The 14,971-nt window shown below is 32.6% G+C and carries 16 protein-coding genes, 1 tRNA gene and 1 pseudogene; 6 read left to right on the top strand and 12 right to left on the bottom strand.

Annotation, left to right across the window (positions count from 1 at the left end):
• Positions 1-37 precede the first annotated feature (37 nt).
• Positions 38-125: transfer RNA gene (locus A3O17_RS03585), tRNA-Ser, on the top strand.
• A gap of 243 nt (positions 126-368) precedes the next feature.
• On the opposite strand, the gene A3O17_RS03580 is transcribed toward A3O17_RS03585, so the two are convergent.
• From A3O17_RS03580 to A3O17_RS03555, 8 genes are all read right to left on the bottom strand, one after another.
• Complete coding sequence (locus tag A3O17_RS03580) at positions 369-998, bottom strand: CPBP family intramembrane glutamic endopeptidase (RefSeq protein WP_064212958.1); 630 nt, start codon at positions 996-998, stop codon at positions 369-371.
• 107 nt (positions 999-1,105) lie between these two features.
• The gene (locus A3O17_RS03575) at positions 1,106-1,645 is read right to left on the bottom strand and encodes a hypothetical protein (RefSeq protein WP_064212957.1); all 540 of its coding nucleotides are present in this window, start codon (positions 1,643-1,645) and stop codon (positions 1,106-1,108) included.
• A gap of 40 nt (positions 1,646-1,685) precedes the next feature.
• A complete protein-coding gene (locus tag A3O17_RS03570) occupies positions 1,686-2,183 on the bottom strand; it encodes a hypothetical protein (RefSeq protein ID WP_064212956.1) in 498 nt (165 codons plus the stop codon).
• Between the two features lie 373 nt (positions 2,184-2,556).
• The gene (locus A3O17_RS07870; protein WP_155728908.1) at positions 2,557-2,730 is read right to left on the bottom strand and encodes a hypothetical protein; all 174 of its coding nucleotides are present in this window, start codon (positions 2,728-2,730) and stop codon (positions 2,557-2,559) included.
• A 34-nt stretch (positions 2,731-2,764) separates the two neighbouring features.
• Entirely contained in the window at positions 2,765-3,430 is a 666-nt protein-coding gene (locus A3O17_RS03565; RefSeq protein ID WP_191979119.1) for a type II toxin-antitoxin system death-on-curing family toxin, read from the bottom strand.
• Between the two features lie 14 nt (positions 3,431-3,444).
• Entirely contained in the window at positions 3,445-3,657 is a 213-nt protein-coding gene (locus tag A3O17_RS03560) for an AbrB/MazE/SpoVT family DNA-binding domain-containing protein (RefSeq protein WP_064212955.1), read from the bottom strand.
• Positions 3,658-3,747: 90 nt separating this feature from the next.
• Positions 3,748-3,921, bottom strand: a complete 174-nt coding sequence (locus A3O17_RS07865; protein ID WP_098034961.1) for a hypothetical protein — start codon at positions 3,919-3,921, stop codon at positions 3,748-3,750.
• A gap of 10 nt (positions 3,922-3,931) precedes the next feature.
• Positions 3,932-5,437, bottom strand: a complete 1,506-nt coding sequence (locus A3O17_RS03555; protein ID WP_155728907.1) for a Y-family DNA polymerase — start codon at positions 5,435-5,437, stop codon at positions 3,932-3,934.
• 219 nt (positions 5,438-5,656) lie between these two features.
• Between A3O17_RS03555 and A3O17_RS03550 the strand changes: the two are divergent.
• From A3O17_RS03550 to A3O17_RS03535, 5 genes and pseudogenes are all read left to right on the top strand, one after another.
• Positions 5,657-5,896: pseudogene (locus A3O17_RS03550) on the top strand (MFS transporter); the annotation flags it as partial.
• Positions 5,872-6,219, top strand: coding sequence for an MFS transporter (locus A3O17_RS07920; protein WP_191979118.1), 348 nt, complete (start codon positions 5,872-5,874; stop codon positions 6,217-6,219). The pseudogene A3O17_RS03550 and the gene A3O17_RS07920, both read left to right, overlap by 25 nt.
• Positions 6,220-6,379: 160 nt before the next feature.
• Positions 6,380-7,018 carry a hypothetical protein gene (locus tag A3O17_RS03545; RefSeq protein WP_064212952.1) on the top strand — a complete coding sequence of 213 codons (639 nt, stop codon included), beginning with the start codon at positions 6,380-6,382 and terminating at the stop codon, positions 7,016-7,018.
• Positions 7,019-7,352: 334 nt separating this feature from the next.
• The gene (locus A3O17_RS03540) at positions 7,353-8,546 is read left to right on the top strand and encodes a restriction endonuclease subunit S (protein ID WP_064212951.1); all 1,194 of its coding nucleotides are present in this window, start codon (positions 7,353-7,355) and stop codon (positions 8,544-8,546) included.
• 64 nt (positions 8,547-8,610) lie between these two features.
• Positions 8,611-9,534 carry a site-specific integrase gene (locus A3O17_RS03535; protein ID WP_064212950.1) on the top strand — a complete coding sequence of 308 codons (924 nt, stop codon included), beginning with the start codon at positions 8,611-8,613 and terminating at the stop codon, positions 9,532-9,534.
• A gap of 34 nt (positions 9,535-9,568) precedes the next feature.
• Here the strand turns inward: A3O17_RS03535 and A3O17_RS07915 are convergent, their stop codons facing one another.
• The 4 genes from A3O17_RS07915 to A3O17_RS03515 all read right to left on the bottom strand — a co-directional run bounded on the left by A3O17_RS07915 (position 9,569) and on the right by A3O17_RS03515 (position 14,969).
• On the bottom strand, positions 9,569-10,726 hold the full coding sequence (locus A3O17_RS07915; RefSeq protein ID WP_064212949.1) for a restriction endonuclease subunit S domain-containing protein: 1,158 nt from the start codon (positions 10,724-10,726) through the stop codon (positions 9,569-9,571).
• A gap of 130 nt (positions 10,727-10,856) precedes the next feature.
• Positions 10,857-12,050, bottom strand: a complete 1,194-nt coding sequence (locus A3O17_RS03525) for an ATP-binding protein (protein WP_064212948.1) — start codon at positions 12,048-12,050, stop codon at positions 10,857-10,859.
• Between the two features lie 106 nt (positions 12,051-12,156).
• A complete protein-coding gene (locus A3O17_RS03520; RefSeq protein WP_064212947.1) occupies positions 12,157-13,326 on the bottom strand; it encodes a restriction endonuclease subunit S domain-containing protein in 1,170 nt (389 codons plus the stop codon).
• On the bottom strand, positions 13,326-14,969 hold the full coding sequence (locus A3O17_RS03515) for a type I restriction-modification system subunit M (protein WP_064212946.1): 1,644 nt from the start codon (positions 14,967-14,969) through the stop codon (positions 13,326-13,328). The genes A3O17_RS03520 and A3O17_RS03515 overlap by 1 nt, the downstream gene beginning before the upstream one ends.
• Between the last annotated feature and the right edge of the window lie 2 nt (positions 14,970-14,971).

Here is a 14,971-nt window from a genome sequence, read left to right as displayed (position 1 = left end):
TGATAATCATAATTACTGATATAATACTAGCTGTTACGGAGAGTTGGCAGAGTGGTAATGCAGCGGACTCGAAATCCGCCGAACCGGCTATAACCGGCGCGCAGGTTCAAATCCTGTACTCTCCTTTTTGATAAATCTTATCCTTTACTTGAACACCGTAAAACGTTGATTTTACGGTGTTTTTGTTTTTCTTAATTCATATGTTTTCGTATATTTTTGAAATTTTGTTGCACACTCACCCAATTTTGACGAGTTTGAAAAGCCGAAAATTATCTATAATAATACAAAAAAGTTCACCACGCATATGTGATGAACTTTTCCAGTTACGTAGAAGCAAGGTTATTTATGTTGCATCGTAACTTTCCAAATTAAAAAATTGCAGATGTAACAAATGACAGTAAATTCCATGAGATATGAAATACCGTATTTACCCGCCAATCCTTTGTTCGATAATACAACAAACATAATACTGCACTAATTAATGCATATGCAGTTATATTTAGTATGAAAGAAATTAACGATTGGTTTGTTGATATCATATGAGCACATACAAATAGCACTGTGCTAATTGTTCCTAAAATAACTGGATGTTGGGTATTTCCCATTATCCCCGTTCGAAATGTACCTTCTTCAACGATTGGAGCAATTATCACCCCTAATATTGTCATTACCCATTTTGTACTTTGGCCTTTTAACAGATGATTAATCAATTGTTGATTAGCCGACGTGCTTGAAAAATGTGATATAACCTCCTCTACAATAAGTAAAACAATCAACGCGAGGACAATAAATTTAATATATTTGGAAAAACGAGATGGTTTTACATTGATTAATTTTTGATACCACATTTGAAGAAAAATAACCCCTATTACTGATACCAATAATAAAATTATCCCTATTAGAGCTTTAGTTTTAATTAACACAAATGCTAAACCTAACTGTTCTACAAAAAACATCAAGATAAGCAAAAATTTACAAAACGCCTTTTTTATATTCATATTCACTTTTCTCCCTCAATAAAATATGTAATTACTTATGTTACTAATATAGCATATCAAAAAAGCTCACCACGCATATGTGATGAACCTCATGAGTAGTCTCAGTATTACTTAATATCCAATTCTGATTTTAAACGATTAACCGCTGATTCTAATACTTTTGAACTTCTACATGTTATTAGATTTAATGATATAGAAATAACATTATTGCCCTTAGTTAAATCATAGGGCAACCCTTCACAAGTTGTTTTGGTCTTAACTAAAAGAACAGTAAATTTAAGACTTATCAAATGAGTACTTAATCCTTTAATTTTTATATCGGCTATATCATCAAAATTAATCTTCTTTGCATTTCCTGGTTCAACCTTACCCGCCATTCCGTTAAACTCATATTTCATAGTCTTACGAAAAAAAATAACCCGGTGATCAAAATCAATCTTTAATGGCGAGCTAATTGCCGCACGGAAGGTAAAAATTACACAAACCAAAATCCCGAAAAGTGCAAGTTCTATTATATTCATCAGTGTAGAATGAAGAAAAAACTTAACAATAAGCAAAATAGGTAAACAACTAAAAAGACATATATAACACGTAAAGAATAGCCACTTAATTGAAGATTCTTCAGCAGTAAATTCATCCTTTTTCAAAGCAAATACTCCCTCACTAAAAATATCAAAACATTTAGTATTATTTAATATCCAATTCTGATTTTAGACGTTTAATCGCATTATCTAAATCCTCTATGCTTTTGCTGGTCGGAAAATATAAATTAGCGGATACCGTCATTCCATCATTAATCGTCATCCCTGTTTTCTCATGCGGTTCTTTGACATCAATATTAATCATCCGATATATACTTTCTCGACTAACAGAAATTTTTGAAATTTCATCAAAACGAACATCCGTCGCTCGCTTACTAAACAAAACCGGATTTTTTACAGTGATCATATTTTTGTCGAAATCAAACACTAATACGGACTTAGCAAACAAAAGCCAAATGCATATTCCCAGTGAAACAACTAATCCTAATCCAACACCAATTACAGCAATCCACATACAAGCCTGAAACACTAACTTTGGACTATCAGACCTGTTAGAGTAGCAAAACCAAAATATAACTGCAAATGCAACGATAGCAATTAACCATTTAACAAAAGATTGATGAATTTTATACTTGTTTTTCATTTAAAATCCCCCTATATTTTTATATAACTTCGGAATTATATCAAACATCAAAATAAATATCAAAAAGCGGGACACATTCATAATGAGCATGTCCCGTCTAGTAATTTAATATTCAATTACATTTATATTCATTTTTCTTTAATAAATTATGTACATACAAAAAACTCACCGTTAATTAAGCAAAACGGTGAGGATTCATGAGTAATTGTTGATCAAATATAGTTGGGTTAGTTTCGTGTAAAGACTGACCAACAAAAATTGAACGGAAAGCAAGTGGCCTACTTTCCACTTAGAATTATATATGATTAGGCCAGTTAGTCAACAATTTTATTATTGTAAAATTATAGATAAATAATATATTGAATAAATGCTGTTATTCATGTGACAGTTCTTCTAATACCAGCCTAACGTCTTCATTTGAAAACACATTATCAGCATTTTGAGCCTTCATTTTCTCAACATCCATCAATTCTGATAAGTTAACTGGAAAATCTTCTTCACGATTTCCGTTATATTTAGGAATCTTTTCTCCTTCAATCTTTATCATTTAACACACCTCTCATCCATACTAATTCTTTATCTTATCTTTGTCCATTACCTTTGACACATAATGCTGATTCCATCCATTCAAAATTCAGTATTGTATGTGCCTGGATATACTGAAATAACATATCTTTACTCAATTCTTTTCGCGCTAACTTTAATGAAACATTATACAACTCTTTATTATCATAAATTTCAAATTGATATCCATTATTTTCTAAATACGTTAATGCTGTAATTAGTGCCGTTCGTTTGTTTCCGTTAAAAAACATTTGCTTTGTCGCAATTGTGTACCAATAATATGTTGCACGACTAAGAATTGTGGGATAATAATAATCTATTCCAAATCCACCTTGTTCAACTTGATTTACTAAGGAGTCTAATCCTTCTTTATCTTTAGGACCATAAAGATATTCTTCTCTAAACATCTTTTCAGATCTTTCATTATAATTCACCAAATCATCATATTCTACTTTTATATGATTAATTCGATGAACTAACCATACATCCCACAACTCATTTTCATACAAGAATTTTAACTCGTATTCATTAGCCGTATTTTTTACTTTATTTAATTTTAACCTCCAATGTTTTTTATCCACCTTTGACAAGTTAACACTTTTAGCAAACATCCTTTTAAATTCATTTTTTTGTTTTATTGAATTTGGTCCCACTAATAGCAATTCCCCTGAATATTTAGTCATATGAAATAACTCTCCTATTCTTCATCCAACAAATATCCCTCAACATTTTCCCGAATTTCATCGTCCAGCTGCGGTAATTCCTTTTTCAAAATAATTGCACTATCTTTTACATCTAATACCAATTTGGCATTTCGTAAATCATCAATTCCAATTTCCTTTAAAATTTCACGCGGAATCAACACTCCCTGCGCATTTTCCCACTTGTATAAATTAACTAAAATTGACATCTAAATCTCCCCTGACATATTTCGTGATGGTATCTTTTTTAGAATGGTATCATTATCAAAATATGAAAGCAAATCAATCTTTTTAACTTTTTATTGATCTGCTGCATCCTGGCTTTCCTTCTTAACCCGCTCAATTTCATCTTCAAAACCGCTTAAAGCAGCAAACGGCAAAAAGATTGCAGCGCGCTCAGCCATTGGCATCCGCGGATGAGCTTGTGATTGATGATATGGGATTTTAATAATTTGCCGGTAATCGTACTTCATTTTGTCCCTCCTAAGCTAGATGACCGCCAATTTGCAGGTTACGCCGGCGAGTCATCGAAATTTCTTGAAGATCCATTGCCTTGTAAATTGCGTTTTGACCAAAACGATCCTTAATTGTTAAAATCGCATTTTGGCAATCCATTTCACGCTGCTCGTTATACTGAGATTGATCACGTGGTTTATCTTGCAAGAAAAGATCAGTTTGTTCGTACTCCTGAAAATCATCAGCCGCCATTTCATCGATCACCTCTTCAGCCGTAATTGTGATTCGCCGGATTAAATAACGCGGGTCAACGTAGTCATCAAAAAGCTGTTGCAAGGCTTTTCGAATAACGGAATTTGCATTTGTCGGATGTGACAATTCAATGCTTTTTCGAATTGAATGCGGGCGTTTGCGACCAAACCGGTCAATTTCGACCTCATCAACATTTGAAACCAAACCAAATGTTTTTTCATCATAGTGAATACTTAAGTTTAATTCTTGAGCAAGCTGATGAGTTCCTGCCAACTTCAACGCAATCTCATCACTCATTTCACTTAGGATCACCTGACTTTGCGCAAACGTGTATGGTTTCATTAATAGCTGGCCCACACACAGACAATGCTGTTTCGGCTCATACGCCTTAATATCTTGAATCGTTAATGGTTCGTAGCCCCAGGCATGATCAATTAAAATCTCTGCATTCTTGCCAAAAGTTCGGTACAGCAATTCATCATTGTACTGGTCATTCAACTTTAACTGATTAGCAGAACATGCCGCAATTTCTCCCATAGTATGAATTCCCAGCTTATCTAGCCGGCGTGCATAACCCTTTCCAACCCGCCAAAAATCTGTGATCGGCTCATGATTCCATAACAGCTTGCGGTATTGCATGCCATTTAGTTCTGCAATTTTGACACCATGCTTGGTGGGCGTCATATGCTTAGCTAAAATGTCCATTGCGACCTTTGCCAAGTATAGATTAGTCCCAATTCCAACCGTCGCTGTTAACCCCGTCTCATGATAAACATCATCAATGATTTTTTCAGCCAATTCCCGCGCTGTGCAATCATATACCTTTAGATACGGCGTAACATCAATGAACGCCTCGTCAATTGAATAAACATAAACATCTTCCGGCGCAATGTACCGCAAATAGATACCGTAAACCTGAGCACTGACCTCTTCATAATATTTCATCCGCGGTCGCGCAATCACATAATCCAAACCAGTTGCGGGATTCGATCGAACTTCTTTCCGGTCGACCGAATAATCTTTCAATCGATGACCAACCACCTGCCGCTTTCGGCGATAATTAAAATCATCAACCTTCTGTTTGACCTGAAATAGCCGTGGCCGACTGCAAATTCCAAAGCTTTTCAATGCCGGTGAAACCGCAAGACAAATCGTCTTATCTGTCCGACTTTCGTCAGCAACTACCAAATTTGTATGTAATGGATCATAATTCCGCATAATACATTCAACGGAGGCATAAAATGACTTCAAATCAATGGCGATGTAACTTTTGCGTTTCATGTTTTCCTCCTTATCGAACATATGTTTGTTTTTACAAATTATAATATAGCATATTCTTTTTCGAAAAACATCTATAAATAATATTTATTTAAGCGATTTGAATTTATGATTCATAAAATCCTTATTTTTAATAATTTTTTATTCACATGAAATTTTAAAATTCGATATGCTAATCATCGTGTTTAAAAACGCATACTAGAGAAATGAGAGGAGATCATAATGGATCATCAAATTGAAATCCAACACCCGTGGCTCGCTTTGATGGGCCCAATTATCGGGGCGTTCGTTGGAATGCTTTCCGAAACTTCACTAAACATTGCACTTCCGCAATTGTCGCAGAGCCTTAACATCGGCAACGCGACCCTTCAGTGGATCGTTACCGGTTATATGCTTGTAATCGGAATTATCCTTCCACTTTCAAGCCTCTTAACTAAATGGTTTACGACCCGGCAAATCATCACTACCGGCATCGGCGCATTATCGATTTTAATGATCGGTTTCCGCTTACAACATCACCATCTCAAACGCACGCCTTAAATTCACTTGAAATTTATGAATCAGCCGATGAGAGCACGATCATCAACACTCTTCAACAGATCGTCGGCGCAATCGCAACCGCAACCAGCCTACTTCAAATAGGGATCTCCGCTTCTCATGGTGCAAGCAGTGCAGTGGCCTTTACACACGGGGTTCACAATAGAATCATCTTTACGGTCGTGCTCGCTGTAATTGGATTATTAATTGCGTTGTCGATTAATAATAAGAATGAATTGCGGCATTAAAATTTGATTGAATATTTAGCACCGGTGAAAAGATCATCGGTGCTAATTTTAGTAAATTATTTTGGTATTTTTTCTAAATAACTTGACGGATGTGACATTTCGAATATTATTGTTTTGAACTTTGTGATAATTCATGTAGAACCATGAAGGAGGGATTGTCATGCACATGAAATTAGTTATGATATGTGCCCTTTTTATTTCTATGATTATATCAATATATGTAGTTTTCCATCCTCAACTTAAAGAATCAAAACTCTTCATTGACCGCCTACCGGCTCAATCAATATTAAATTTTTTAACAAATGAGTTTGCTATTTTCACAGCCCCATTATTATTTTTCATTATTATTTTTTTCCTATTTGTTAGAATTTTGGAAATACTACCGATTAAACTTAATCTTGAAAACCAGGCAAATGCAACTTTACTTGCTACTATATTTGCCGGAAGCATCACTCTAATATCAATAATAGTCACTGCACTACTTAAGTATTATTCAAAAAAACAAGATCGAATTGTCAAAATTCGTTCTGAAATGAATTGGAGAAATAAATTAATTAAGATCGAAACTAAACCCTCTTTAACTATTAATGACATCCTTGAATTAAATTCTTTTATCAATCCGTACCATAAAGAAAAAAACATCGATTACTTCATAAACAAAGTATGTACGCATGTTGTAAAAGATCATTTATTAAAGCGTTATCCCAATAATTCAAAGATTAAACGTGACCTGAAAGAATTCCAGAAAATAAAAAAGAAACTGATAAATATACCGAAATGCTGCCACTGGAAACAATAAAAAAGCATGATGAAACTATCTTTGATTTAAGAATAGACGACATAATACACGAAAAACTTGATTCTAATGAAAGTCAGGTGATTCGTGAATGTGCTCATGCTCTATTAAAAAATGACTGGGAACTCAACGTGAAATAGGTTTGAATTTTATGAACTTTTCCTTCTAGAAACATGTCCACATCGTTGATTGATTGTTAGAAGAATAAAATTTAATGAAATCCATTAGTCCGTTTAAAGTGGTTGATGAATTTTTTGTACATTTTAAACTAGCGAAAGTATTAAATGATTTATTATAAATTTAGATTTATTTAAAAATTTAAATAACTTCAATTTGATTGTTACTTCTCGCAACGAAAGTCTGGGAGCAGCGAAAGTTAGGAGATATATTTTCAAAAATTCGTAATGCCTTTGTAGGTAAAGTTACTGATTATTATGTCGATCGTGGTTTTATTTATTTGGAATCTAATAATATAAAAAATGGCGGGATTAACCTAAATACAAAAAAGTATATAAACAATGAGTTTTATTATCAGCAAAAAGAAAAGTGGTTACATACAAATGATATTGTAATGGTCCAATCAGGTGATGTGGGTCAAACTGCTGTAATTCCTTCTAATCTCAACAATACAGCCGCACATGCTTTAATAATGTTTCAAGAAATAGATTCAAATATTAACCCTTATTTTTTAAATTACCAATTTCAATCATATAGATGTATTAAACAAATTCAGATTATTTCAAAAGGTAATACTGTAAAACATGTATTAGCTTCCGATATGAAAGAATTTACAGTATTCTTAGCTTCGCTTAAAGAACAAATTAATGTTGCTGATTTTTTGAATAAATTGAATAGAATTATCGATTTATATGAACGAAAAGTTAAACTGCTTTTACAAATAAAAAAATACCTTTTGAATAACTTGTTCTCAGAAAAGGAATATCCCGATTTAAGATTTAAATATTCTAAAAAGGACAACTGGAAAAAGATTAGTTTAAGTAGTGTCTTAACTTATAAGAACGGAAAAGCACACGAGAAAGAAATTAATAACAAGGGAAATCTAGATTTGGTTATGATGAATTCGATAACAACCGAAGGAAGACTCATAACAAAAAAGAAAATTTTTTCACCACAAGATACTCTTAGCAAAAATGACATTGTAATTGTTTTATCAGATATTGCCAAAGGTGAACTTATTGGAAAATCTAGTGTAATTCCATGTGATGATCAGTATGTTTTAAATCAAAGAATTGGATGTCTCCGACCAACTTCAAATATTGATTCTTTTTTTGTAAGTAAATATATTAATCAAAAAAGTCAATATTTTAAATCTCATGCGGCAGGAACATCACAAATTAATCTATCAAAGTCAGATGTTTTAAATTGTACTATATATATTCCCAACATCGATGAACAGCATTACGTTTCTAATTTTATTATCAATATAGAAAAAAATATTAACTTTTATAAAGATAAAAAACAATGTTTTATTGAAATTAAAAACACACTTTTAAACAACATGTTCATCTAACAACTTAACCTCCTCATAATAAAAATTGGCTTTTGCCAAAAATTTATTATGGGAGGTTTTTCTTATGTCAAGAAGAACAAAATCACAATACTTACATGAATACTTTAAGTCATGGGTAAAACTTTATAAGGTCGGTGCGATTCGCGATGTAACCCTTCAAAAATATTGGGTAACATATCGTAAAATCAAAGGACTTGCACCTACTTTGATGATGAAGGACTTGAATCGTCAAACATATCAAAAACTACTTAATGACTATGCTGTTAATCATGAACGCCAGACAGTAATGGATTTTCATCATCAGGTTAAAGCTGCAATTTTAGATGCTTATGATGATGGAATTATCAAGCATGATCCTACTCGGCGCGCAATCATTAAGGGGAAAGATCCGAAGAAAAAGAAAACTAAATTTTTAAGTGAATTTGAACTGAAATTGCTAATCAAAGAGCTTGAGTTAGGAGATAAACCATCAATTGATTGGTTAGTCCTACTGATTGCAAAAACAGGTCTTCGGTTTGCAGAAGCCCTTGGCGTGACTCCAGATGACTTTGACTTTGAAGAACAAACTTTGTCAGTAACTAAGACTTGGAATTATAAAGATAAAAACGGTGGTTTTCAACCAACAAAAAATAAATCTTCAGTCCGAAAAATTCAATTGGACTGGAAATTATGTATGCAATTTAGTGGTTTGATTAGAAATCTGCCTGCGAATAAACCAATTTTTGTAACTAAAAGAATATACAATTCAACGGTCAATTTCTTTCTTGAAAAGAAATGCAAGCATGCAGGAGTTCCTGTAATCTCGGTTCATGGATTGCGGCACACGCATGCTTCGCTTCTTTTATATGCCGGAGTTTCAACTGCAAGTGTTGCTAAACGGTTGGGACATGCAGATATGACAACTACTCAAAGCACATACATTCATATAATTGAAGAGCTTGAGAATCAAGATAACGACAAAATCATGCGTCATTTAGCTGCATTGTAAAAAATAACACCTCGCCATTTTGACGAGGTGTTTGTTAGATGAACATAGTGTTTAGGAGAGTCTTTTTAATTTCAGTGAGATGTTGTTGTTTATTTTCGTATAAAGTAAGAAGTTTATTAATAAAGTTTATTAAATGACCTACTTTACATTGTTCTAAATTTTGACCAGGTATCCGATATTTTAAGTCTAATAAATCTGAAACTTTGATTGTTCTACCATCTCTGATACCATATGTTACTTTTACCAAAGAATTTATAAATTTTTTACTTCTAAAAAATTCTTTCCAAAAACTTACTTCTTGCTTATTGTCTTTAAATCTTAAAACGGTATACGCTGGAGAGGCTATGCCTTTAAGGCTAGATGCAGCAAGACCTCCTTGGAAAGATCGTAAATGGACAACAAATTGATTAGGTTCAACTAATTTATAATTGTTCAAAGTGTTTTCATTGAATTTTATATCTATTCCGGAATTGTTTCGATAGATCATTCCTTTTGTTTGTGTAGCGGTGAGAACTGGTAAATTTGAAAAGCCTTTTTTAGATACTGTTTCAAAAACACTATTTAACTTACGCTGCTCCCATGCATCAGTGAATCCTTTAAATCTCAGGTTAGGATATTCTTTTTCTGCAAATAGATTGTCTAAAAAATACTTTTTTACTTGTGAAAGTAGTTTAAGTTTTCGTTCATATAAAGTAAGAAGTTTATTAATAGAACTTATTAAATGACCTACTTTACATTGTTCTAAATTTTGAGCAGGTATCCGATAATTTAAGTCTAATAAATCTGAAACTTTGATTGTTCTACCATCTCTGATACCATATGTTACTTTTACCAAAGAATTTATAAATTTTTTACTTCTAAAAAATTCTTTCCAAAAACTTACTTCTTGCTTATTGTCTTTAAAGCTCAAAACGGTATACGCTGGAGAAGCTATGCCTCTAAGGCTAGATGCAGCAAGACCTCCTTGGAAAGATCGTAAATGGACAACAAATTGATTAGGTTCAACTAATTTATAATTGTTCAAAGTGTTTTCATTGAATTTTATATCTATTCCGGAATTATTTCGATAGATCATTCCCTTTGTTTGTGTAGCGGTGAGAACTGGTAAATTTGAAAAGCCTTTTTTAGATACTGTTTCAAAAATACTATTTAACTTACGCTGCTCCCAAATTTTTGTTACGAGAAGCAACAATCAAATTGAAATCATTTAAGCTTTTAAATAAATCTAAATTTATAATAAAGTATTTAATACTTTTGCTAATCTAGAATGTACGCAAAAATCCATCAGCCACTTTAAACTGACTAATGGATTTCATTAAATTCTACTCTTCTAATAACCAATCAACGATATGAATAATTGGAATGCCGTTTTGTTCACCCACATCCATTCGATTAGCAGTAATCAATGTCTTTTTGTAATTATCTGAAATATTCATCAAATTTTGAATTTCACGATCGCTATTATCTGGAATTTGTTGGGTAACTTGATAGTATTCGATCTCATTTCCTTTTTTCGCAACAAAATCGATTTCTTGGTTTCCATCTTTACCAACATCAACTTTATATCCGCGGCGAAGAAGTTCGAGGTAAACGACATTTTCAATTTGATGACCGATATTGTCCTTATAGTTCTTATTAAGCGTGGTATTTCTCAATCCTAAATCAATCGCATAGTATTTAGAATTTGAACGCAAATAATTCTTTCCCCGAATATCAAATCGCTTTGCCTCATGGAATAGATATGCATCAGTTAAATAATGCAGGTACCTAGAAATCGAAACGTTATTTGCCGATTTAAAACCTTCATTTTTCAAAACACCAGCAATTTTATTTGCTGAAATTTGATTTCCAACTTCACTTAAAAGATATTGTGAAAGCCGAATCAAAGTTTGATCATCACGAATTTTAGCACGCTCAGTAACGTCCTTTAAAAGAATTGAGCTGTATATACCGTCAATTACAGTTCCTTTGACTTCTGGATCAGGACTTAGAACTGCTGCAGGAAATCCGCCTTCATTGATGTAACGATAAAATTCAATATCGGGGTTATCTGTTGATTGCTTGAATAACAGATATTCCTTAAATGATAGTGGGTAAACAGGAATTTCCACCATTCTGCCTGTGAGAAGGGTTGCTAATTCGCCAGATAAAAGGGAAGCGTTTGATCCCGAAATGTATATATCAGCATCTAAGTCAACCCGGAAGCTGTTAACGGCATCTTGCCATTGGCTTACCCGTTGAACTTCATCAAAGAAGAGGTACATTTTCTTTCTCGAAACAGCACGTTGCATTACATAGTTATAAAACGGTTCTTTTTCAGTTAATTTTGAATATTTCATTGTTTCAAAATTGATATCAATTATTTGTTCAGGTGCAATGCCACTTTTTAAAAGATCATTCTTCAGCATTTGCAGTAAAAATGTTTTACCTGAACGCCGAACACCAGTGATAACTTTAATAAACTCAGTGTCACGGTATTTGCGAAGGCGATTTAAGTAAAGAGGTCGTTCAAACATAGTTTTATCTCCTTAATTATAAATACAGTTATAATTATATCGCATTTTGCATAGATTATAAACGTAATTATAATTATTTGAAAAATAAGATGATTTATAAATGTAATTATAAAAACATGTTTTGGAGCAAAAATTCTTTTAGTCTTTTTAATAAGGTAATAGTATTGGAATTTTGTTCAATATTATTTTTTAACTGCTTAATTAAATTTCCAATCTTATTTTGCTCTTGAATAAATGGAACCAGTACTTTCTTTTTTTGAACAACAGATATATAGTGTCTAGAATGTCCTTCTTGAACAAATCTTTGGTTATTTAATAATTGGTAAATAAAAAATAAATTTGAATTTTTACTTGTTAGAATTTTAATGGCAGATGATTTAATCATAAAAGGAAAGTCAACATATTTTGATTCAAGGGTGAAATCATCAAAAATAATCGCAGGAATATTTTGATAAACATTATTTTCATTTGTATAACCTAAAATGAAGGATTTATTAGCTGTAAGTACAGGCGTTCCTTGAGATATATAATCTGTCTTTTTAACAATATATTTTGTTGGTTGCTCATAATTTAGTAATTTTTCAAAAGATTTACTTTCCCAATTATTATTAAATCCGATGAATCTTAATTGAGGTTTTTGTCCATTTTTAGTAATTAAAAAATTTACAATTCCTTGTTTTAACTGGGTTAAGAGCTGTTTTTTCTTCTCATATAAAGTGATTACATGATTTATAACATCCATTATATTTGAAATTTTTATTTGTTCTTGCTCGGATGGAGTAAATAATTTGATTGTATAAAATGATTTTTTATTAATATTTAAAAGTCCATCTTGTCTTGCACCAGAAGTAATAAGTTTGGATAATTCTTTATCCAGCTTATGACCAAGAGAAAGATTCTCTATAAATCTTGGGTCGCCATAACTCATAGAAAAACTGTGATAAACCTTTGGAACAAGCGCTTTTTCGTATTTTCGTTGAACATATATTATACCGAATTTGGCATATTTTGAATTTCCATGATTATACGATAATTCATTTTTATATAATTCAATATAGTTTTTTAATTCTTTACCCGCAATAACACGATTAAATCTGTCTTTTTGATCCATCCAACCATTTTTAGCTGAGATTGTTAAAATTGGATTCTCGGAATCGCTTGTTCTTTTTACTTGCTGTGTCATTTCAGATAACTTTCGTTGCTCCCATGCATCAGTAAATCCCTTAAAACGAAGGATTGGCGCCTTTCTTTGCCCTTCTTTATCGGCTTTTGTCATTATTTAAACGCCTCCTTAATCGCCTCAATGATGTCTTTTGATTCATCAGTTACTTGCAATTCATCAACCATTGATAAGAATTCACTTTCAGTTTCTTTAATCTTTTTGTTAATATCTTGAAGCTCTTGAGATACTTTCTTAATATCAACGGGAGGTTCTTCCTCAAATGTATCTACATAGCGTGGAATGTTGAGGTTAAAGTCATTCTCCTTAATTTCGTCTAAATCGGCAACGTGTGAAAATTTATCAATATCCTTTCGCTCTTTATACGTTTCAATAATCTTGTCAATGTCTTCATCGCGCAAAGTATTTTGATTTTTACCCTTTTCAAAGTTTTTGCTTGCATCAATAAATAAAATATCTTTTCGTTCTCGTTGCTTTTTTAAAATCAAAATAACTGTTGGAATCGAAGTATTATAGAATAAATTAGCTGGCATCCCGATAACTGCATCTAATTGGTTCTTTTCAATTAAAGCTTGCCGAATCTTGCCTTCTTTTGCTCCACGGAAAAGCACCCCATGAGGTAAAATAATTGCCATTGTTCCATCTGATTTTAAGTGATAAAGTCCATGAAGCAAGAACGAATAATCTGCCTTTGTCTTCGGTGCCAATGCGCCATATGGTTTAAAACGTGGATCTTTAAGTTTATTCTCATTATTATCCCAGTGAGCTGAATATGGTGGATTTTCGACAACAGCATCAAACATTCGCGGATGATCAATTCCTTGAGAATCTGGTCCATCTGGCCAATCTAGTTCTAAACTATCCGCATTTTTTAAGGTCATATTTTGATATTCCACATCATGCATCATTAAATTCATTCGTGCAAGATTATACGTTGTTGTATTTAATTCCTGTCCAAAAAAATGAACTGTCTTATCGCATTTTTTAGCGACTTCACCATCAACCGTTAAAAGAAGTGATCCGGATCCCATTGCCGGGTCATAAACAGAGAAATCTGAATCATCATTCATATCAAGCGTCACTAATTTTGCAAGAACTTTCGATACTTGGTGCGGAGTATAAAATTCTCCTGCTTTTTTCCCTGAATTTCCCGCAAATTGAGCAATCAAGTATTCATAGACATCGCCTAAAATGTCATGTCCGTCTTCATCTTCATAAGTAAAATGATCAACTAACTCGACAATTTTAGTTAATGATTTAGCACGTGATGTTGTATCGTTTCCTAACCGACTGTTTCCTAAATTAACATCATCAAAAATTCCCCGAAAATCTCTTTCTGAATTTGGATTTAACTTTGCATTTTCATTGAAATGGTCAAACATGTTTTGAAAGTCTGATGGAATAATTGTACTTTCTGCCACTTTTTTCGTAATTGTTGCCCATGTATCTTCAGGAGCGATGGCGTATCCCAAAGTACTTGAAATATCTTCAATATAGTCCTTGATTTCGTCTTCAGGAACATTTAAGTAAGCATCATTTATTGATTCACCGTCTTCAATATCTAAAAGTTCTTGATCAGAAATATATTTTTCCTGATGTTCTGATAAATAACGATAAAACATGAATCCCAAGATATAGTTACGATATTCACTTGCATCCATATTTCCTCGTAATTCGTTTGCCATTGCCCAAATCTTATTCGTTACATTCCGAACCTGTTCTTCTCTAGAATTTGTCATTT

The sequence above is a fragment of the Ligilactobacillus aviarius genome (assembly GCF_001654615.1).
Lineage (GTDB): Bacteria > Bacillota > Bacilli > Lactobacillales > Lactobacillaceae > Ligilactobacillus > Ligilactobacillus aviarius_B.
This window is presented reverse-complemented; position numbering and strand designations above follow the sequence as displayed.

What these genes read in the sequence shown, in the direction of transcription:
- A3O17_RS03520 (WP_064212947.1), bottom strand. Translation starts at nt 13,326, where the DNA reads ATGACAAAAGCCGATAAAGAAGGGCAAAGAAAGGCGCCAATCCTTCGT.
- A3O17_RS07920 (WP_191979118.1), top strand. Translation starts at nt 5,872, where the DNA reads ATGGTTTACGACCCGGCAAATCATCACTACCGGCATCGGCGCATTATC.
- A3O17_RS03515 (WP_064212946.1), bottom strand. Translation starts at nt 14,969, where the DNA reads ATGACAAATTCTAGAGAAGAACAGGTTCGGAATGTAACGAATAAGATT.
- A3O17_RS03555 (WP_155728907.1), bottom strand. Translation starts at nt 5,437, where the DNA reads ATGAAACGCAAAAGTTACATCGCCATTGATTTGAAGTCATTTTATGCC.
- A3O17_RS03545 (WP_064212952.1), top strand. Translation starts at nt 6,380, where the DNA reads ATGCACATGAAATTAGTTATGATATGTGCCCTTTTTATTTCTATGATT.
- A3O17_RS07870 (WP_155728908.1), bottom strand. Translation starts at nt 2,730, where the DNA reads ATGATAAAGATTGAAGGAGAAAAGATTCCTAAATATAACGGAAATCGT.
- A3O17_RS03580 (WP_064212958.1), bottom strand. Translation starts at nt 998, where the DNA reads ATGAATATAAAAAAGGCGTTTTGTAAATTTTTGCTTATCTTGATGTTT.
- A3O17_RS03525 (WP_064212948.1), bottom strand. Translation starts at nt 12,050, where the DNA reads ATGTTTGAACGACCTCTTTACTTAAATCGCCTTCGCAAATACCGTGAC.
- A3O17_RS03535 (WP_064212950.1), top strand. Translation starts at nt 8,611, where the DNA reads ATGTCAAGAAGAACAAAATCACAATACTTACATGAATACTTTAAGTCA.
- A3O17_RS03570 (WP_064212956.1), bottom strand. Translation starts at nt 2,183, where the DNA reads ATGAAAAACAAGTATAAAATTCATCAATCTTTTGTTAAATGGTTAATT.
- A3O17_RS03560 (WP_064212955.1), bottom strand. Translation starts at nt 3,657, where the DNA reads ATGTCAATTTTAGTTAATTTATACAAGTGGGAAAATGCGCAGGGAGTG.
- A3O17_RS07865 (WP_098034961.1), bottom strand. Translation starts at nt 3,921, where the DNA reads ATGAAGTACGATTACCGGCAAATTATTAAAATCCCATATCATCAATCA.
- A3O17_RS03565 (WP_191979119.1), bottom strand. Translation starts at nt 3,430, where the DNA reads ATGACTAAATATTCAGGGGAATTGCTATTAGTGGGACCAAATTCAATA.